This window comes from Halarchaeum acidiphilum MH1-52-1 (assembly GCF_000474235.1).
GTDB lineage: Archaea > Halobacteriota > Halobacteria > Halobacteriales > Halobacteriaceae > Halarchaeum > Halarchaeum acidiphilum.
The window spans coordinates 36,243-52,901 of sequence record NZ_BATA01000007.1 but is presented as its reverse complement, the minus strand read 5'-3'; the positions used below and the strand labels follow the sequence as shown (position 1 = coordinate 52,901).

The 16,659-nt window shown below is 71.0% G+C and carries 20 protein-coding genes and 1 pseudogene; 9 read left to right on the top strand and 12 right to left on the bottom strand.

Annotated elements, in window-relative coordinates:
• Positions 1-88: 88 nt before the first annotated feature.
• Both AOZ13_RS02485 and AOZ13_RS02480 read right to left on the bottom strand, forming a co-directional pair.
• A complete protein-coding gene (locus tag AOZ13_RS02485; protein ID WP_020221802.1) occupies positions 89-799 on the bottom strand; it encodes a helix-turn-helix domain-containing protein in 711 nt (236 codons plus the stop codon).
• Positions 800-875: 76 nt separating this feature from the next.
• On the bottom strand, positions 876-1,445 hold the full coding sequence (locus AOZ13_RS02480) for a hypothetical protein (RefSeq protein ID WP_020221803.1): 570 nt from the start codon (positions 1,443-1,445) through the stop codon (positions 876-878).
• A 153-nt stretch (positions 1,446-1,598) separates the two neighbouring features.
• Between AOZ13_RS02480 and AOZ13_RS02475 the strand changes: the two genes are divergently transcribed.
• The 4 genes and pseudogenes from AOZ13_RS02475 (at position 1,599) to AOZ13_RS02460 (ending at position 4,634) form a co-directional block, all read left to right on the top strand.
• The gene (locus tag AOZ13_RS02475) at positions 1,599-1,832 is read left to right on the top strand and encodes a hypothetical protein (protein ID WP_148294552.1); all 234 of its coding nucleotides are present in this window, start codon (positions 1,599-1,601) and stop codon (positions 1,830-1,832) included.
• Entirely contained in the window at positions 1,826-2,584 is a 759-nt protein-coding gene (locus AOZ13_RS02470; protein WP_049933733.1) for a WD40/YVTN/BNR-like repeat-containing protein, read from the top strand. The genes AOZ13_RS02475 and AOZ13_RS02470 overlap by 7 nt, the downstream gene beginning before the upstream one ends.
• 59 nt (positions 2,585-2,643) lie before the next feature.
• Entirely contained in the window at positions 2,644-3,108 is a 465-nt protein-coding gene (locus tag AOZ13_RS02465; RefSeq protein WP_020222215.1) for a universal stress protein, read from the top strand.
• A gap of 57 nt (positions 3,109-3,165) precedes the next feature.
• Positions 3,166-4,634: pseudogene (locus tag AOZ13_RS02460) on the top strand (replication factor C large subunit).
• Between the two features lie 135 nt (positions 4,635-4,769).
• On the opposite strand, the gene AOZ13_RS02455 reads toward AOZ13_RS02460, so the two are convergent.
• Positions 4,770-6,032, bottom strand: a complete 1,263-nt coding sequence (locus AOZ13_RS02455; protein WP_049933730.1) for a digeranylgeranylglycerophospholipid reductase — start codon at positions 6,030-6,032, stop codon at positions 4,770-4,772.
• Positions 6,033-6,171: 139 nt separating this feature from the next.
• Here AOZ13_RS02455 and AOZ13_RS02450 point away from each other — a divergent pair, with 139 nt between their 5' ends.
• On the top strand, positions 6,172-6,618 hold the full coding sequence (locus AOZ13_RS02450) for a GntT/GntP/DsdX family permease (RefSeq protein WP_021779718.1): 447 nt from the start codon (positions 6,172-6,174) through the stop codon (positions 6,616-6,618).
• A 4-nt stretch (positions 6,619-6,622) separates the two neighbouring features.
• Here the strand turns inward: AOZ13_RS02450 and AOZ13_RS02445 are convergent, their stop codons facing one another.
• The 5 genes from AOZ13_RS02445 to AOZ13_RS02425 are packed head-to-tail and all read right to left on the bottom strand — an operon-like array spanning position 6,623 to position 10,697.
• A complete protein-coding gene (locus tag AOZ13_RS02445; RefSeq protein ID WP_021779717.1) occupies positions 6,623-7,924 on the bottom strand; it encodes a glycerate kinase type-2 family protein in 1,302 nt (433 codons plus the stop codon).
• Positions 7,924-8,745 carry an SDR family oxidoreductase gene (locus tag AOZ13_RS02440; RefSeq protein ID WP_020222709.1) on the bottom strand — a complete coding sequence of 274 codons (822 nt, stop codon included), beginning with the start codon at positions 8,743-8,745 and terminating at the stop codon, positions 7,924-7,926. Before AOZ13_RS02440 ends, AOZ13_RS02445 begins: the two co-directional genes overlap by 1 nt.
• Before the next feature lie 42 nt (positions 8,746-8,787).
• Positions 8,788-8,958 carry a DUF1059 domain-containing protein gene (locus AOZ13_RS02435; protein ID WP_020222710.1) on the bottom strand — a complete coding sequence of 57 codons (171 nt, stop codon included), beginning with the start codon at positions 8,956-8,958 and terminating at the stop codon, positions 8,788-8,790.
• 47 nt (positions 8,959-9,005) lie between these two features.
• Complete coding sequence (locus AOZ13_RS02430; RefSeq protein WP_021779716.1) at positions 9,006-9,806, bottom strand: endonuclease V; 801 nt, start codon at positions 9,804-9,806, stop codon at positions 9,006-9,008.
• Complete coding sequence (locus AOZ13_RS02425) at positions 9,807-10,697, bottom strand: rhomboid family intramembrane serine protease (RefSeq protein ID WP_049933727.1); 891 nt, start codon at positions 10,695-10,697, stop codon at positions 9,807-9,809.
• Between the two features lie 241 nt (positions 10,698-10,938).
• Between AOZ13_RS02425 and AOZ13_RS02415 the strand changes: the two genes are divergently transcribed.
• Genes AOZ13_RS02415 through AOZ13_RS02405 form a run of 3 tightly spaced genes read left to right on the top strand, consistent with a single transcriptional unit; the run spans position 10,939 to position 13,657 of the window.
• Complete coding sequence (locus AOZ13_RS02415) at positions 10,939-11,451, top strand: DUF5788 family protein (RefSeq protein ID WP_020222541.1); 513 nt, start codon at positions 10,939-10,941, stop codon at positions 11,449-11,451.
• Positions 11,448-13,205 (top strand): DNA polymerase/3'-5' exonuclease PolX, encoded by a 1,758-nt coding sequence (gene polX / locus AOZ13_RS02410; RefSeq protein ID WP_021779713.1) that lies wholly within the window; start codon positions 11,448-11,450, stop codon positions 13,203-13,205. Before AOZ13_RS02415 ends, polX begins: the two co-directional genes overlap by 4 nt.
• Entirely contained in the window at positions 13,205-13,657 is a 453-nt protein-coding gene (locus tag AOZ13_RS02405) for a Mut7-C RNAse domain-containing protein (protein ID WP_020222543.1), read from the top strand. The genes polX and AOZ13_RS02405 overlap by 1 nt, the downstream gene beginning before the upstream one ends.
• Before the next feature lie 64 nt (positions 13,658-13,721).
• Here AOZ13_RS02405 and AOZ13_RS14140 read toward each other — a convergent pair whose 3' ends face one another.
• Together AOZ13_RS14140 and AOZ13_RS02395 are read right to left on the bottom strand one after the other, a co-directional pair.
• Positions 13,722-13,946, bottom strand: a complete 225-nt coding sequence (locus AOZ13_RS14140) for a hypothetical protein (RefSeq protein ID WP_021779712.1) — start codon at positions 13,944-13,946, stop codon at positions 13,722-13,724.
• A gap of 61 nt (positions 13,947-14,007) precedes the next feature.
• A complete protein-coding gene (locus tag AOZ13_RS02395) occupies positions 14,008-14,892 on the bottom strand; it encodes a DUF7139 domain-containing protein (RefSeq protein WP_021779711.1) in 885 nt (294 codons plus the stop codon).
• 101 nt (positions 14,893-14,993) lie between these two features.
• On the opposite strand from AOZ13_RS02395, the gene AOZ13_RS02390 reads away from it, so the two are divergent.
• A complete protein-coding gene (locus AOZ13_RS02390) occupies positions 14,994-15,323 on the top strand; it encodes a DUF5789 family protein (RefSeq protein WP_020222727.1) in 330 nt (109 codons plus the stop codon).
• A 45-nt stretch (positions 15,324-15,368) separates the two neighbouring features.
• Here the strand turns inward: AOZ13_RS02390 and AOZ13_RS02385 are convergent, their stop codons facing one another.
• Together AOZ13_RS02385 and AOZ13_RS14355 are read right to left on the bottom strand one after the other, a co-directional pair.
• Positions 15,369-16,181 carry a CPBP family intramembrane glutamic endopeptidase gene (locus tag AOZ13_RS02385; RefSeq protein ID WP_020222726.1) on the bottom strand — a complete coding sequence of 271 codons (813 nt, stop codon included), beginning with the start codon at positions 16,179-16,181 and terminating at the stop codon, positions 15,369-15,371.
• Between the two features lie 70 nt (positions 16,182-16,251).
• The gene (locus tag AOZ13_RS14355) at positions 16,252-16,626 is read right to left on the bottom strand and encodes a hypothetical protein (RefSeq protein ID WP_021779710.1); all 375 of its coding nucleotides are present in this window, start codon (positions 16,624-16,626) and stop codon (positions 16,252-16,254) included.
• Between the last annotated feature and the right edge of the window lie 33 nt (positions 16,627-16,659).

Here is a 16,659-nt window from a genome sequence, read left to right as displayed (position 1 = left end):
CGCGAGCGGGGCCGAGCGGTGGCGTGGGCCCACTATGTACCGAACGGCTCCGGTCTACGCGGTGTGAGTGATCGTCCGCGACGCGCCGTCAGTCCGCGATCTCGCGGAGGGCGTCGAGCATCTCGTCGACCGGCGTCGTGCAGACGGCGAGCGAGAAGCCGTCGCGCTGGGCGAGGCGTGGGGCGTGCTCCCAGAGGTCGTCCTCGTCGATGCCGTGGAGGAGGACGGCGTTCGGCGTCGGATTGACGACGCGGAGGGCGACGAGCGGGGATTCGCCGCGGGTGACGCCGGTGAATCCGAGGACGCGGTTGGTCGACTGGCCGTAGAGCCGGTAGAACTCGTCGCTGGAGAGTCGCGTGATGGCCTTGATGCTGTCGATGACGGTGTGGCCGCTGACGCGGTCGCGATCGCCGGCGACGACTTCGGTGGCGCCGATGGCGTCGTAGACGTCCGCGAGGGGGACGGTCGCCGGATACTCGCGGAGGTCGAGGACGACGTCGCTCTCGAAGCCGGCGGAGAGGACGCGCGCGTACTGCCGGATGCGATCGCCGCCGCGGCGTTCGTCGATGTCGAGGAGGGCGATGACGAGTCGGGAGACGAGACCGATACCGGGGCTCTCGCGGCGGCCGCTCTCGTAGTCTGAGATGACGCTGGAGGAGACGTCGAGCTGCTCTGCGAGCTCGGTCTGTGAGACGTCGAAGTCGGTGCGCCACTTGCGGAGTGTGGCGCCGGGGTCGTCACTGAGCGTGATCTCGCCCGCGATGCGTTCGGCGAGGCCGGCGCGCGCGTCCGAATCCATACGTCTCCAAACCCGGCACGGGACCTAAGGCGTGTCGGACGGGTTCGACGCGTGCCGACACCCGCGCGATCGCGGGTCAGCCGCTCGTGACGGCGGCGAGCGCGCCGCCGATCGCCCCGGAGACGACGGGGTAGACGACGCCCGCGAGGACGAGTCCGAGTGCGACCGCGGGACCCATCCACGCGTCGTCGGTGGTGATCCGGAAGGCGAAGACGCCGATCCACGTCGGAACGGCGTAGCCGAGGGAGACGACGGTCCCGCAGAGCGCGCCGTCGCGGGGCGCCGTGAGGCCGGCGTAGCGGACGAGGATGACACCGGCGACGAGGAGGAACAGCGGCGGGAGGACGTAGAGCAACTGTGGGGCGTCGCCGCTCGCGATGAGGTTCGTCGTCGTCCGACCGCCGCCGAGCGCCGGCCGCGTGACGGAGACGAAGTGGGCGTTGTAGAAGAGCCAGCCCACGATCTTCCACGCGGGGATCGTCTGGCCGCCGAGGAGGTCGATGATCGCGTTGACGTTCTGGAGGGATTCGCGAACGCGGTTCGCCTGCCAGAGGTAGACGACGAGGTATTCGAGGGCGAACGCCACGACACCGGTGATCGCCGCGGGAACCCACGGGGTATCGCCGCGTACTCCGTCGCGGGACATACGTGATCCGGTTCGCCGAGCGACGACAAAACCGTTGTGTCGGTTTCGAGTCGGAAGCCGCGGCGAGGGGCGATCGCCGCCGGGGAGTCCGGACGCGACGACGGCGCGGCGGCCGCCACGCTGAAACCGACCGCGCTCGAACGAGCGGGCACGATGACCGACGTCTCTCGCCGCCGGTTCCTCGGCGTCGCGGCCGGCACCGCGCTCGCGGGGGGCGCGGTGGGCACCGCGAGTGCCGCGGGATCGGGGCGCCGCGACGGCTGGCACGCGGTCGAGTCGCCGACCGACCGGACGCTGTACGACGTCGCGCGCGCGCCGGACGGACGTACGCGGTCGGCGGGGGCGGCGTCGTCCTCGCACGCGGTGGCGACGGGTGGCGATTGCTGAGCCGGAACGGGGCGGACGGGAACGGCTCGAACCTCCGCGCGGCGGCGGGCGACGGGGCGGGGACGGTCTGGATCGCCGGCGCGAGCGGCGCGCTCGCCGAGATCGACGCCGAGAGCGGAGATCTCATCTCTCACAGAGCGCCGGACGACGTGACGAACGAGTTCACGGCCGTCGCGATCGCGGGGTCCGACGGCGGCGCGACCGTCTACGTCGCCGATAGCTCCGGGCACGTCCACGTCTCCGCGGGTTCGGAGGGCGGTCACCGGACGTGGACGCACGCGACGCCCGGAAGCGGGGCGGCGATCCGCGGCGTGGCCGTCGGCGACGGTCGCGTCGTCGCGGTGGACGCGAACGCCTCGGTCTTCGAGGCGAGCGACGGCGGGGCGACGTGGAACCGGATCGGGGTCGATGACGCGGACGGGGGATTCCGCGACGTCGCCGTCGCGGGCGGCACCGTCCACGTCGCCGGCGGCAAACTGTGGAGCGACGCGGGGGACGGCTGGGGCGTCGTCGACCCGTTCGACACGACGCTGTACGATCTCGAAATCGGGCCGTGCGGCTGCGTTCACGCGGTCGGAGCCGACGGGACCGTGCGCCACCGCCCCGGACAGGGGATCTCCGGGGGAGCGACGCTGGCGAAGTGGCTCGGGCGCTGGGAGGCGGCGCATCCCACCTCGGAGGCGCTGTACGGGATCGTGCTCGGCCGCCCGCACGTCGCGGTCGGAGCGAACGGGACGATCGTCGAACGCTGAACGCGGACGACGGCCGCGCGGGGCGTAGTATTATGCCGATCCGTGATCGACGGGGTGGTATGGAGTCCACGCTCGACACCGTGTTGGTCGCGCTCAGCCCCGAAGTCACGGACGAGACCGCGGATCGACTGCTGGAGGCCGCGATGCGGGCCGCCGGGCCGGCGGACGCGACGGTCGTCCTGACGTACGTCCTCACCGGTGAGGAGTTCCTCGACGCCGCCGAGCGGCTCGGCCACCCGAACGCGGGACGGGACGACGCCGACGAGGTGCTGGCCGACCACGAGGACGTCGAGCGACTCGGCGCGACGCTCGACGAGGCGGGCATCGAGTACGTCGTCGACGGTGCGGTCGGGACGGTCGCGGAGGAGGTCGTCGCGGCCGCCGGCGAGCGCGACGCCGATCAGGTGTTCGTCTCCGGGCGGCCGCGCTCGCCGACCGGGAAAGCCGTCTTCGGCAGCACCGCACAGGACATCATCCTCGACTCGCCCTGCCCGGTCACGTACGTCGCCGCGACGTCCGAGTGACGACGCGTTCGACCCGTCCCGGAACACCTAACCGCGGTTCGCGTCTCTTCTCGGATGATGGTTGACTGGACGGAGAAGTACCGCCCGACGACGCTCTCGGAGGTCCGCGGGAACGACTCGGCCCGCGACGACCTGAAGCGGTGGGCGGAGACGTGGGACGAGCACCGCGAGGCCGTCATCGTCCACGGGAGTCCGGGCGCGGGAAGACGTCCGCGGCGCACGCGCTCGCGAACGACATGGGGTGGGACGCGATCGAGTTGAACGCGAGCGACACGCGCACGAAGGACGTCATCGAGCGCGTCGCGGGCGAGGCCGCCAAATCCGGCACGCTCGTCGGCGGCTCGGGCGGGCGAAAGCTCGTCATCATGGACGAGGCGGACAACATCCACGGCAACGCCGATCGGGGCGGGGCGCGCGCCGTGACGCGCCTCGTGAAGGAGGCCACCCAGCCGATGGTGCTCATCGCGAACGAGTACTACGATATGTCGAACGCCCTCCGGAACGCCTGTCGGGAGATCGAGTTCCGCGACGTCGGCAAGCGCTCGATCGTGCCCGTGCTCCGCGACGTCTGCCGGCGCGAGGGGATCGAGTACGAGGACGCCGCGCTCTCCGCGCTCGCGCAGAAGAACAGCGGCGATCTCCGCTCGGCGATCAACGACTTGCAGGCGCTCGCCGAGGAGACCGAGGTGCTGACCGAGGACGACATCGTCACCGGCGAACGGGACACCACCGAGGGCATCTTCGACTTCCTCGACGACGTCATCAAGGAGAAGGGCGCGGAGGAATCGCTCTACGCCGCGTACGACGTCGACGAGACGCCGGACGACCTCCTCAACTGGGTGGAGGACAACGTCCCGAAGGACTATTCCGGACCCGAGTTGGCCGACGCGTACGACTTCCTCGCGAACGCCGACACGTGGCTCGGGCGCGTGCGCGCCACGCAGGACTACTCCTACTGGCGCTACGCGACGGACAACGTCGCCGCCGGCGTCGCCGCCGCCCGCCGGGAATCGAAGGGCGGGTGGACGCGCTACGGCCCGCCATCCTTCTGGTCGAAGCTCGGCCGGACGAAGGGCACGCGAAACACCCGCGACTACGTCGCCCGCAAGATCGCCGAGCGCTCCGGGTGTTCGATGGCGACCGCCCGACGCGAGGTGATGCCGTTCCTCGCCGCGATGGTTCATCACTGCAAGCCCCGCGAACTCACCGTCGCGATGGCCGCCGCCTACGACTTGGAGGCGGAGCACGTCGCCTTCGTCACCGGGAGCGGGGAGGACACCAACAAGGTGGCGGACATCGTCGCCGACGCCGAGGAAGCGAAAGAAACGGCCGCCGTCGAACATTCGGGCGGCGCCTTCGAGGGGCAGGCCGAAGCCGCGGACGTCGCGGCGGAGAGCGGGAACACGGCGACAGACGAAACCGGCGAGGACGTCTTCGTCGACGAGGACGAAGCGAAATCGGCGTCGGAGAAGCGCGACGACGCCGAGGACGACGACATGCAGAGCGGTCTCGACGAGTTCTTCTGACGGGCCGTTCGCCGTTTCACTCGAACACGCGCACCACGGCTCCGACGGTGTTCACGCGCGAGGAGACGCGTACGCTCTCAGTTGCGGTCGCGTGTCCGGTCGAGAGGGGGCCGGGGCGCGATCAGGTGCGGTCGTTCACAGCAACGGAACGTAGTCGGAGAGGCCCCGCTTCACGATTTCGGGGTTCTCCCGGACGAAGTCGCGGAGCATCGGGAGGTCCTCGCGGTGGAGGAGCTTCGCGATGGCGCGCAGGCTCCCGCCGTTCGCGGAGGCGAGCGTGTCGAGATCCATCGCGTTGATGTCGCGCATGAGGCGATCGTAGCGCTCGTTGGGCGCGTAGTAGAGGAGGTGGGTCATCAGGAGGCGGATGCCGGCGTCGGGCGCGACGTCGCGATGCCAGAGCGTGTCGTAGACGTCGATCTCCTCGGCGGACGTATCAACGGTGCCGGTGAGGCAGTGGTCGGCGGCGATCGCGGCGGCGCGCGCGGACTTCAGCCCCTTGTGGATCCCCTCGCCCCAGAGCGGGTCGATCGTCGGGACGGCGTCGCCGATCGCCACGAACCCGTCCGTGGAGAGCTGATTCGGGGGCTGGATGTGCGCGGAGCCACGGTGTTGCTTGCCCGCCAGCTTCTCGGCGTCCGCGAAGCGGGGGTCCGAGTCGAGCCACTGGTCGAGGTAGTCGTCGATGTTCATTCCATCAGCGTTCGAGTGGTACTTCTCGTTCTGGATGTAGCAGAGACCGACCTTCGCGGTGTCGCCGCCGGTGTGGAAGATCCACGAGTAGCCGCCGGGCGCGAGGTCGTGATCGAGGCGGAGCATCATCGCGTCCGTGAGATCCGCGTAGTCCGGGTGGTCCACCTCGACGCCCTCCATCTCCCACTCGATGCCGATGGCCTGATTCTGCCGTTCGAGATCGGAGACGCCGAGCTGCTTCGCGAGCGGCGCGGCGGGACCGGTCGCGTCGACGACGATGTCGGCGCGCACCTCCTCGTCGCCGTCGTAGCGGACGCCGACGACGCTGCCGTTCTCGGTGATCGGCGCGGTCGCGCGGGAGTCGAAGCGGTACTCCGCGCCGTGCTCGCGCCCGTCGCGGACGAGGAAGCGCTTGAAGTCCGCGAACTCCAACACCGCACCGGGTTGGCGCTGGGCGAAGTGATCGGTCGGGGATTCGAGGACGACAGCGTCCGTGAACTGCATCACGACGTCGTCCGGGATCCCGAACGCTCCCATCATCGCGGGGAACGTCCCCGCGGTCGATTTGTTGCTCTGACGCGGGAACTCGTCCTCGTTCTCGGTTTCGAGGACGAGGACGTCGTAGTCGCGTTCCGCGAGATCCCGTGCGCACTGGGCGCCCGCGGGACCGGCTCCGGCGATAACCACGTCGAAGTGGTCAGTCATACCCTACGGAACCCGTGACGCGCTAATCAGTCTAACGACCTTTCCGCGACCGAATCGGCACCGCCGTGGGTCGTCGTCCCCATCTCGGACGATCGATTAACATAACGATTAACTGAGGAAATGTGAGAGGTACGTACGTATGCTACACGGCTACGCATTGCTCGCGCTCTTGCTCGTCGCCGTCGCGCTCATCGTCGGCGCGTTCCCGCTCAAGGCCTTCGTCGGGAACGCCCTCGGCGGTCTCGGTCTCGGTCTCGTCGCCGTCTTCATCCTCGCGGCGGCGCTCAAGACGACGCTCGGGTCCTCCACCGTCTCCATCCACACCACCGCGGGAATCGTCGCGCCGCTCCTCTCCAACCTCGGTCTCGCCGGCACGTGGGGGAGCGTCTTCGCCGTCCTCGCCATCGGCGCGGGCAGCATGACGGTCAGCCACGCCAACGACTCCTATTTCTGGATCATCACCGAGTTCTCCGACATGGAGGCCTCGACCGCCTATCAGGCGTGGACGCTCGCGACGCTCGCGCTCGGGATCACCAGCATCGTCTGGATCGTCGTCCTCGATCACGTCGTCGTCGCGCTGACCTGACGGGTCAGCGGACGACGACGATCCGGAGATCGTTCACGTTCGTCCCCGTCGCCCCCGTCTCGACGAGCGCGTCGGCGTCGTCTAAGACCGGGAGTGCGTCGTTCTCGCGGAGCGCGCGCCGGGCGGCCCGCCGATCCGGCAGCGTCTCCGCGTCGACGACCGCGCCCGCGACGTCGGTCGCGCCGTCGATGCCGTCGGTGTCGACCGCGCAGAGCGCCGTTTCGGGTCCGAGTTCGAGCGCCGCCGAGAGCGCGAACTCGAGGTTCGGTCCGCCCTCGCCGTCGCCGCGCACCGTCACCGTGCACTCGCCACCGGAGAGGACGACGCACGGCGGGGCGAGGGGATCGCCGGTCGCAAGGGCCTCCTCGGCGACGGCGACGTGGGTCTTCGCGGCCTCGCGGGCCTCCCCGCGGACGCGCGTCGAGAGCACGAGCGGCTCGTAGCCCGCGTCCCGCGCTCGCTCGGCGGCCGCGTCCACGGCCGTCCGGTTCGTCGCGAGGACGTGCGTCGACACCCGCTCGAACGTCGGATCGCCCGTGTTCGGCGTCTCGTCACGCTCGCCGGCCGCGCCCGCGTCGAGGCGTGTGCGGACCGCGTCGGGGACGCGCACGTCGTAGTCGTCGAGGACGGCGAGCGCGTCCGCGTACGTCGAGGCGTCGGGAACGGTGGGACCGCTGCCGATGACGGAGAGATCGTCGCCGACGACGTCGCTGAAGGCGAGCGTCGCGACGCGGGCGGGCGCGAGGCGCGCGGCGAGGCGGCCGCCCTTGAGCGCCGAGCAGTGCTTGCGCACGGCGTTCATCTCGTGGATCGTCGCGCCGCTCGCGAGGAGCGCGTCCGTCGTCGCGCGGAGGTCGTCGAGGGCGAGTGCGGGAACGGGCGCGGGCAGGAGCGCGCTCGCGCCGCCCGTGATCACGGCGAGCACGAGCGTGTCCGCGTCGGCGTCGTCCGCGGCGTCGAGCAGCGCTCGCGTCGAGTCGACGCCCCGCTCGCTCGGCACCGGGTGATCGCCGGGCAGGACCGTGACGCGCTCCGTCTCCGCGGGATCGTCCGTGACGACGATGCCGCCGGCGAGCGCGTCGCCGAGGACGGCTTCGAGGGCGGCCGCGACCTGTGAGGCCGCGTTCCCACCGCCGAGCACGACCACGTCGTCGTAGTCGCTCAGGTCGAACGTCGCCTCCGCGATCCGCAGTTCGTCGCCGTCGCGCGTCACCGTCTCCCGGATCACCGACGCCGGGTGCGCCGCCTCGATCCCCGCCTCCGCGCACTCGCGCGCGAGCCGTCGGCGTTCGTCTGCGTCGCTCATCAGGCGAGGTCGTAGAGGAATCCGGTCACGCGGTCACGAAGCCGGTCGGGCAGGTAGCGCGCGAGCGCCATCGCCCGTGCCGCGGTCCCGACGGGATAGCGCGGCTCCGGATCGGTCGTGCTCGCGGCCTCGACGATCACGGCCGCGACCTCCTCGGGCTGGCTCGCCCCGAACCCACCGGAGACGACGTCGAAGTCCTCGAAGAAGCGATAGACGCGGTCGTACGCGTCCGAGGCCGTTACGGGTTCGAGTTCCTCGCTCGCGCGCGCCGCGAACCCGGTGTCGACCGGCCCGGGTTCGACGAGCGCGACGTCGATCCCGTGGGGTGCGACCTCGCCGCGCAGCGCGTCGCTCAGGCCCTCGAGGGCGAACTTCGAGGCCGCGTAGACGCCCTGTCCGGGGGCGGCGACGCGCCCCGCGACGCTCGAGACGTTGACGATCGTTCCCTCGCCGCGCTCGCGCATGTGCGGGAGCACCGCGCGGAGCAGGCGGTGGGGACCGTAGACGTTCACGTCGAACTGCTCGTGCAGCCGGCGCGTCGGCACGTCCTCGACGGCGCCCATCTGTCCGTAGCCCGCGTTGTTCACGAGGCAGTCGAGGCGGCCCTCGGCCGCGATCGCCTCCTCGACGACGTCGTGACACTGCGCGGGTTTCGTGACGTCCAGTTCGGCGACGCGACAGCCCGCCTCGCGGAGGGCTTCGAGGTCGGTCTCGTCGCGCGCCGTCGCCCACACCGTCCACTCCTCTTCAAGGAAGGCCACGGCCGTCGCGCGGCCGATCCCGGTCGAACAGCCCGTGATGAGTACGGTCTCCTCCGTCATACCCGCCCCGTCGCGCGGCGCCGAGTTAAGGGTGGCCGTTTCTCAGGCCTCGGCCTCGGTGATGAGATCCTCGACGTCCGCGCGCGAGAGTTCCACGTCGTGGATGCGCTCGGCGTGGTCCTGCACGTGGTGGACGAGTTCGTCGTCGTTGTCGGTCTGTACCGCGAAGTCGCAGTCGTGACCGCGGTCACGACAGAAGACAGCGTTCACCACGGTGGCGTATGATGGTGTGATCCCGCCTCCAAAGTCGCTGGGGCCGCTCACTCCTCGCGCGCCCGCTCGCCGACGTCGGCGTCCGCGACCCGCGTGGGTTCCGGGAGCTTGTACCCCGCACAGGTCGCGGCGACGAGGTCCGTCGCGGTGCCCGTCGCGACGCGGTGGCCGGGGCTGACGACGAGGGGGTTGACGTGGCGCCGCTCGGGGTTCTCGTACTGACGCGACTGGTAGAAGTGGCCGATCGTCGTCCCGTTCGGGCAGGTCTCCACCCGGTCGTTCGCCTCGATCGCGACCCGCTCGCCCGCCGCCATGTACCGGTCCTCGACCGGTTCGACGGGCGTCCCGCAGAGGAGGTTCTTCGCGACGCCGAGCGACGGGACGTCGAACAGGACGCCGACGTGCGTCGCGATGCCGGCCTCGCGGTAGTGGATGCGCCCGCTTCCGTCACAGACGAGGAGGTCGGGAGCGACGGTGAGCGAGTCGAGCGCGTCCGCGATGGCGGCGCCCTCGCGGAAGGCGAGCAGACCGGGGATGTACGGGATTTCGAGCGGCGCGCGCCCGAACGCGCGCTCGATCACGCGCCCGCCGCGGATCGCGACCGCGACCGAGACGGCTTCCTCCTCACGGAAGGCCTGATCGATGCCGACGACGACCGGTCCGCCGCCGTCGAGCGTCGCCTGCGAGGGGGCGGTCTCCCGGATCGGCTCGTCGATCGCGACGGCCGACGGCGTGAGATCGTGCTCGTCCGCGAAGACCGCGTCGGCCGCGATGTCGCGCTGCATCGCCTCCATCGCGTCGGCGTCGAGCGCGGGATCCGGGAGGTAGCCGGGGCGCACGAGATCCATCTAGAAGCGCCCCCGGCCGGGACCGCCCGGCCCGCCCCCGCCGCCGAGCGTGAGTTCCTCCGGCGCGCGCCCGCCCTGCGACTTGAGGTAGGCACCGTAGAGCAGACCGACCGCGAGACCGGCGAGGTGCGCGATCTGCGCGACGTGCCCGCTCCCGATGCCGCCCGTCGTCGCGACGAACACCGAGTAGAGCGCGAAGCCGAGCGTGAACAGCCAGAGCGGCACGGGGAGGATGAAGTAGAGGTAGACCCGCAGGCTCGGATTGAGGACGGTGAGCACGCCCATGACGGCCATGATCGCGCCGCTCGCGCCGAGGACGGCCGCGAACTGCCCCATCGCCGCGGCCGCGAGCACCTGCGCGAGACCGGCGATCGCGCCCGCCGCGAGGAAGAGCACGGCGAACTTCCCGGATCCCATCCGGCGCTCGACCGGCGGCCCGAAGAAGTAGAGCACGAGACCGTTGAAGAAGAGGTGGGGGAAGCCGCTGTGCGCGAAAATCGACGTGAACCACGGGTAGACCCAGAGCACGTTCGTACTGTTCAGCGTGAACAGGTTCCCCGTCGAGACGGGCGAGAGCCCGAGCGCCGGCACCACGTATTCGAGCGCCGTCACGACGACCATCAGCCCGAGGAAGACGTACGTGACGTTCCCCCGGAGGTAGCCCAGCGGCCCCCCCGTCGCGCCCACCGACTCGACGGCGCGCCCGACGCGCGACTTCTCCTCGCGGCCAGTCTCCTCCGGCCCGAAGACGCCGGCCGGATCGTCCCACCCGTCCAGTCCCGGACAGTCGTGGCTCTCCGGGAGGCGATGCTCCTCGCAGAAAGTGCCGCCGCAGAAGCGACAGCGATAGGGCATCCCCACCTGCGTTCCACAGCGGTCACACGTCGCCATTGCCCGACACCTCGGACGGCACGCGGTTAGGGACTTCGGTCGCGGCGTCGCACAGCGCTCGCTCTCTCGTGGACCCGCGCTCGCGTGTCGCTCCCACCAATCGCTCCCGCTCGCTTTTTCGCGAATCCTCGCTCGGCTCCGCGTCCGCTCGCGTGTCGTCCCTCCCCGTTCGCCGTTCCGTGTCGCTCGCTCGGCCCCACGTGCCCCAGCCTACAAGGTCACCCCGAGCAAGGCATCACGCATGAAGGAGTACGAGCGCAAGGGCCTCTTGGAGCGCATCGGACGCGAGTCCGCGACGGTCGGCGCGTCCATCCCCGACGAGATCGAACTCGACGGCGAGCCGTTCCCGCTCCGGGAGTTCGTCTTCGAGACCAGCAGCGTCGAACGCGTCCCCCCGGATCGTCGCGAGGAGGTCGAGGACGCAAAGCGCACCCTCCGGCGCGCGCGCCGCGAGCGCGTCGAACGCTTGGAGGAGGCCGAACTCGACTACGCGGAGGGCGAGACGCTCGCCGAGGAGGTCATCGGGATCGATCGCGCGCTGAACGCCCTCGAATCGCTCGGCGGCGGGGACATCGAGGGCGAGATCGAAGCGACGGAGGCCGCCGACACGAAGCGGTGGTTCACCTTCCTCAAGAAGGCGCTCGGCCACGACGGGGACAGCTCGCGCGGGCGCGGCCGGGGGAGCGGCGGCGTCGATGGCACCGGGGGCACGAGTGCTCGCGGGCGCGGGAACACGAGCGGGGGCCGCCGATGAGCCGGAACGCCGAGGTGGCGGCCGTCCTCGACGAGTACGCCGACCTGATGGAGGCGCAGGGGGACGACTACCGGCCGAACGTCTATCGCCGCGCCGCCGACAACGTCCGGGATTCCCCGGAGGCGATCGAGGACCTCGCCGCCGAGGGTCCCGAGGCCGTCCAATCGATCGAGGGCGTCGGCGAAGGGATCGCCGAGCACGTCGTGGACTACGTGGAGACGGGCACCTTCGCGGAGCTGGAGGAGGCACGCGAGGAGCTGCCCGTCGAGATGGACGCGCTGACGCGCGTCGAGGGCGTCGGGCCGAAGACGGTCAAGAAGCTCCACGACGCGCTCGGCGTGACGACGCTCGACGAACTGGAGCGGGCGGCGGAGGACGGCGAGATCCGCGAGGTCGAGGGGTTCGGCGCGAAGACGGAGGAGAACATCCGCGAGGGCGTCGCGTTCGCGCGGCAGGCGGGTGAGCGCGACCTCCTCGGAAAGACGCGTCCGCTCGCGGACGACGTCACCGACCACCTCGCCGACCACGACGCCGTCGAGCGCGTCGCGGTCGCGGGATCGATCCGCCGGTGGCGCGAGACGAACGGCGACGTGGACGTGCTCGCGGCGAGCGACGCGGGCGCGGCCGTCGGCGACCACCTCGCCGACTGGGAGCGCGCAGCCGACGTCATCGAGACGGGCGAGACGAAGACGTCCGTGCGCGTGAACGGGACGCGCGTCGACCTCCGCGTCGTCGTCCCGAACGAGTTCGGGTCGGCGCTCCAGTACTTCACGGGATCGCAGTCGCACAACGTCGCCCTCCGCAACCACGCGATCGCGCAGGGCAAGAAGGTCAACGAGTACGGCGTTTTCGACGTCGACAGGAGCGACGTCGACGATCCGGACGCCGGCCAGCGCGTCGGCGACCTGCTCGCCGCCGAGACGGAGGAGGCGGTGTACGACGCGCTCGGCTTGCCGTGGATCCCGCCCGAGATCCGCGAGAACCGCGGGGAGATCGACGCCGCGCGCGAGGACGCGCTCCCCGACCTCCTCACCGAGGACGACGTCCGCGGCGACCTCCACGTCCACTCGGACTGGTCGGACGGCGACTACGCCCTCGCGGAGATGGTCGAGGCGGCCGCCGAGTTCGGCCACGACTACGTCTGCATCACCGATCACGCGGAGGGACCGGGCGTGTTCGGCGATTCGGGACTGAGCGACGACGACCTCCGCGAGCAGGCGGACGCGATCGCGGACGTCCGCGCGGACGCCGATATCGAAGTGCTCCACGGCGTCGAAGCGAACGTGGACGCCGAGGGGACCGTCGGTGCGGTGAGCGACGACGCGCTCGCCGACCTCGACCTCGTGATCGCCTCGCCGCACTCCGGGCTAGGGGACGACGGCGGCGATCAGACCGACCGCCTCGTCAGCGCGGTCGAACACCCGCACGTCGATATCCTCGGACACCCCTCGGGGCGGCTCATCAACGAGCGCCCGGCGATGGAGTTCGACGCCGCGGAGCTCGCCGCGGCGGCCGCCGACGCCGGCACGGCGCTCGAAGTGAACGCGAACGTCCACCGACTCGACCTGTGGGGGAGCGCGGTCCACGCGGCCGTCGAGGCCGGCGCGGCGATCGCCATCGGCACCGACGCGCACTCGCCCGAGGAGTACGACCACCTCACCTACGGCGTCCACACCGCCCGTCGCGGCTGGGCCGAGTCGGGCGACGTGCTGAACGCCCGTGACCTCGACGCTCTCCGAACCGGCCTCGACTGATGGCCGCGCCCGACGACACGGCGCTGCTCCTCGACGTCATGCTCGGGAAGCTCGCGCGCCTCCTGCGGATGTGCGGCTACGACGCCGCCTACGCCCTCGATCGCGGCGTCGAGGACGACGATCGCCTCCGCGAGATCGCCGCCCGCGAGGGCCGGACGCTCCTCACGCGCGACGCGGAACTCGCGCGGCGGGCGAGCGACGGCGTCCTCCTGCGGACGCGACACGTGGACGACCAACTGGCGGAGCTGACCGAGAAGGGGTTCGAACTCTCGCTCCCCGAGACGCCGACGCGCTGTGCGACCTGCAACGGCGAACTGGAGGAGGCGGAGCCGCCGCACCCCGAGCACGTCCCGGACGACGCCGCGCGGGTGTGGCGCTGTACGGCGTGCGGCCAGCGCTACTGGAAGGGCAGCCACTGGGACGACGTGGCGACGCGACTGGCCGGGCTGTGATCCCGTTTCGAGGACGCAGCGTCGACGATACCGTGGAGACGATTAGCTGATCCCGGCGATCGGATCAGCCGAGCGCCCGCCAGACGCCCGCGCCGATGAGGGCGGCGACGGCGAGGACGAGGGCGGCGGCGACGTCGGCGTTCCCGTAGTCGAGGGCGGCGGCGACGTCGGCGTTCCCGTAGTCGAGGGCGGCGGCGACGCCGAACGCACCCGCCGCGAGCGAGAGGCGGAGTCGGAAGTCGGTACGCGCGAGCGAACGGAGGCCCTCGCGGGTCGACTCGCTGACCATACCCGTGAGAGCGAGCGCGGGCGGAAAAAGGATCGGTGGCGAAGACTGAGCGACCGATTCCTCACTCGGTACGCGTCCACTCCTCGCAGGCGTCCATGTCGTCCATGAGTTCGTCGTGCTGGCCGCAGTAGGGGCGGATGTTCCCGTCCTCGGTGCGGACGTAGTCGAAGTGCGCGCAGCTGCCGCAGTAGCGGTCGGGACCGACGTCCGAGCCCGCGTCGGCCGACGGCTCGGCGTCGTCGGTGTCTGCCCGGTCGCCGGACACGTCGCGGACGTCGGGCGTCGTCGCGCCGCCGTCGGAGGTCGGCGTGGGCGTCGGATCGGTCGGGTCCGTCTGCTCGACGCCGCCGAAGACGCCGACGCCGCCGAACGATCCCTCGGAGACGGCGTCACGGGCGTCGTCGAGATCCTCGCGGGGCACCTCGACCGTCCGGGTCTGTCCGTCCTCGGTGACGGTGAGCGTGACGGTGCCGCCGGGCGCGTTGCGGGTCTTGAACGTCGCGACGGCGGTGAACAGACACCAGAAGGTGACGATCAGGCCGAAGGCGTAGACGAGCGCGCCGCCGAGCGCCGTCGTCGAGGGGACGGAGCCGCCGCCGGCGTACCATCGGTGGGGATAGGCGTAGCGGAGGACGACCGTGCCGACGACGGCGACGAGCGCGCCCCCGGCGGCCGCGACGCGGTGAAACCGACTCGCCGGGAGGACGGTGAAGACGCCGACGAAGATGGCGGGCACGCCGAGGCAGACGAGGGTGAGACCGAGTTCGCGCGCGCCGAACTTCGCCGCGGTCGAGGGGGTCGGTCCCATCACGAGATGCGTCGCGCCGGCGAGGATCCCGGCGACGACGAGCAGCGCGCCCGCCCCGAAGAGCGCGGTCCCCGCGTAGACGCGACGCTGGCTCGCGCCGTTGGCGTCGCGCTGGTACGCGTCCGCGAGGCTGGTCATACGCCCACATACGCCCCCGGGCCTAAAAACGGTACGTCAGACACCAGTCGCCCGTGTGATGCATCGAAAGGCCTAATCGGCGGCCCGCCGAGGTGTCGCGTATGGCCGACGATGACGAGGAGGAGGAGGCGCCCGCGGTCGAACTCGGCGAGGGCGCTCCCGTCGAGGGCGCGCCGCTCGCGCGCATCGCCTCCCGATTCACGTGGGGAATCCAGCGCAGCGAGATCGTCCGCCGCGAGGGCGAGACGACGATCCGGACGCCGAAGGGCCCGCGTCGTCTCGCGGACGTCCTCGCGCACACAGACGTCCCGTACTTCGAGTCGCGTCGCGAGTTCGTCGAGACGGTGCGCGAACAGATCGGCGACGGTCCCGCCCCGACCGCCGAGTCGGACGGCGCGGAGGACGCCGAGGCCGCCGAGACCGCGGAGTAGTTCGCTTCTCGCGTTTCCCTTCGGTTCTCACCCGACGCCGACGCGTCAGTGCACCTGCGCCACGAGCGACGCGAGCGCGCCGACGTGGACGCCGTACGGTGCGAGGTGGCCCGCGGCGGCGTGCGTCTGCTGGAGGTAGAGCAGCCCGAACTGCGTCGCGTTGTACGCGCCGTGGACGAGCGCCGTGACGGTCAGGTTCCCCGTGTACTCGTAGAGGCCGCCGAGGACGAGCGCGATGACGAACAGCGCGGCGATGGTGACGATCCGCCCCGAGACACTCCCGGAGAGGGACGTGAAGTGGACGCCCGCGAAGACGAGGCTGGCGAGCAGGACGCCGGGAACGGGACCGAATCGCTCGCGGAGCGTCCCCTGCACGACGCCGCGAAAGAGCAGTTCCTCGCCGGGCCCGACGAGGAGGAAGGAGAGCGGGACGAGCAGCAGGAGGACTTCCGGGTGCGCCATCCCGAGGTCCGCGACGTCGTTCGTCGCCGTCGGCGCGTTCGTCGACTGGAGGACGCCGCTGATGACGAGGAGCGCGGCGAGCGCGGCGAGCCATCCGGCGACCGCCAATCCGATCTCCCGGATCGACGGCAACCGGAACCTGAGGAAGCGCGCCGTGTCGTTACGGTACCGCGCGTACGCGTACGCCACCGAGCCGAACGCGACGCCCTGAAGCAGAACGGTGCTGAGGACGATGGAGAGCGAGGGCGTGATCGGGATCCCGGCGAGCCGGAAGACGATCGCGACGACGAGAGTGAGGGCCAGTCCGACGACGAGACCGCTGAGCCCGACACCGGTCGCCAGCGCGAAGGTCCTGATTCGATCCCCCCAGTCGGGGGGTGCGGTCGAGCGTGCCATTACCACGTGGTTGGCGCGCGAGTCACAAAGGTACTCCTTTCGACGCTCGCCGCGGGCGTGCCCCGCGGCGTCATCGCGCTCCCTCCCGCGACGCCGAGGTGTCACGGTCGTCCTCGCCGTTTCCGTCGCGCTCGCCGTTTCCGTCGCGCTCGCCGTTTCCGTCGCGCTCCGCCCCGTCAACCCGCTCGCGGAGGGCCGCGACCTCCCGTTCGAGGTCGGCGATCCGCTCGTCCTTCCGCGAGGAGCGCGCGAGCAGGTAGCCACCGCCGCCGAGCAGGAGGAGGACGGGGATCCCGAAGACGCAGAGGGCGACGAAGAGGACGAGCAACAGCTCCATTCCGCCGGGCATTCCGCCGAGGAAGGCGGGAGTGAGCGTCGGTGCGGCGGGTGCGGGCGCGGGGGCGGATGCGAACGCGAGCGCGGCCGAACCGTGGAGGGGATCCATATTGCGGACGTAGCGCGCCGGCCGTTGTAAGTC

What these genes read in the sequence shown, in the direction of transcription:
- AOZ13_RS02395 (WP_021779711.1), bottom strand. Translation starts at nt 14,892, where the DNA reads ATGACCAGCCTCGCGGACGCGTACCAGCGCGACGCCAACGGCGCGAGC.
- AOZ13_RS02465 (WP_020222215.1), top strand. Translation starts at nt 2,644, where the DNA reads ATGGAGTCCACGCTCGACACCGTGTTGGTCGCGCTCAGCCCCGAAGTC.
- AOZ13_RS14140 (WP_021779712.1), bottom strand. Translation starts at nt 13,946, where the DNA reads ATGGTCAGCGAGTCGACCCGCGAGGGCCTCCGTTCGCTCGCGCGTACC.
- AOZ13_RS02405 (WP_020222543.1), top strand. Translation starts at nt 13,205, where the DNA reads ATGGCCGCGCCCGACGACACGGCGCTGCTCCTCGACGTCATGCTCGGG.
- AOZ13_RS02430 (WP_021779716.1), bottom strand. Translation starts at nt 9,806, where the DNA reads ATGGATCTCGTGCGCCCCGGCTACCTCCCGGATCCCGCGCTCGACGCC.
- AOZ13_RS02480 (WP_020221803.1), bottom strand. Translation starts at nt 1,445, where the DNA reads ATGTCCCGCGACGGAGTACGCGGCGATACCCCGTGGGTTCCCGCGGCG.
- AOZ13_RS02390 (WP_020222727.1), top strand. Translation starts at nt 14,994, where the DNA reads ATGGCCGACGATGACGAGGAGGAGGAGGCGCCCGCGGTCGAACTCGGC.
- AOZ13_RS02415 (WP_020222541.1), top strand. Translation starts at nt 10,939, where the DNA reads ATGAAGGAGTACGAGCGCAAGGGCCTCTTGGAGCGCATCGGACGCGAG.
- AOZ13_RS14355 (WP_021779710.1), bottom strand. Translation starts at nt 16,626, where the DNA reads ATGGATCCCCTCCACGGTTCGGCCGCGCTCGCGTTCGCATCCGCCCCC.
- AOZ13_RS02455 (WP_049933730.1), bottom strand. Translation starts at nt 6,032, where the DNA reads ATGACTGACCACTTCGACGTGGTTATCGCCGGAGCCGGTCCCGCGGGC.
- AOZ13_RS02425 (WP_049933727.1), bottom strand. Translation starts at nt 10,697, where the DNA reads ATGGCGACGTGTGACCGCTGTGGAACGCAGGTGGGGATGCCCTATCGC.
- AOZ13_RS02445 (WP_021779717.1), bottom strand. Translation starts at nt 7,924, where the DNA reads ATGAGCGACGCAGACGAACGCCGACGGCTCGCGCGCGAGTGCGCGGAG.
- AOZ13_RS02485 (WP_020221802.1), bottom strand. Translation starts at nt 799, where the DNA reads ATGGATTCGGACGCGCGCGCCGGCCTCGCCGAACGCATCGCGGGCGAG.
- AOZ13_RS02450 (WP_021779718.1), top strand. Translation starts at nt 6,172, where the DNA reads ATGCTACACGGCTACGCATTGCTCGCGCTCTTGCTCGTCGCCGTCGCG.
- polX (WP_021779713.1), top strand. Translation starts at nt 11,448, where the DNA reads ATGAGCCGGAACGCCGAGGTGGCGGCCGTCCTCGACGAGTACGCCGAC.
- AOZ13_RS02475 (WP_148294552.1), top strand. Translation starts at nt 1,599, where the DNA reads ATGACCGACGTCTCTCGCCGCCGGTTCCTCGGCGTCGCGGCCGGCACC.
- AOZ13_RS02440 (WP_020222709.1), bottom strand. Translation starts at nt 8,745, where the DNA reads ATGACGGAGGAGACCGTACTCATCACGGGCTGTTCGACCGGGATCGGC.
- AOZ13_RS02385 (WP_020222726.1), bottom strand. Translation starts at nt 16,181, where the DNA reads ATGGCACGCTCGACCGCACCCCCCGACTGGGGGGATCGAATCAGGACC.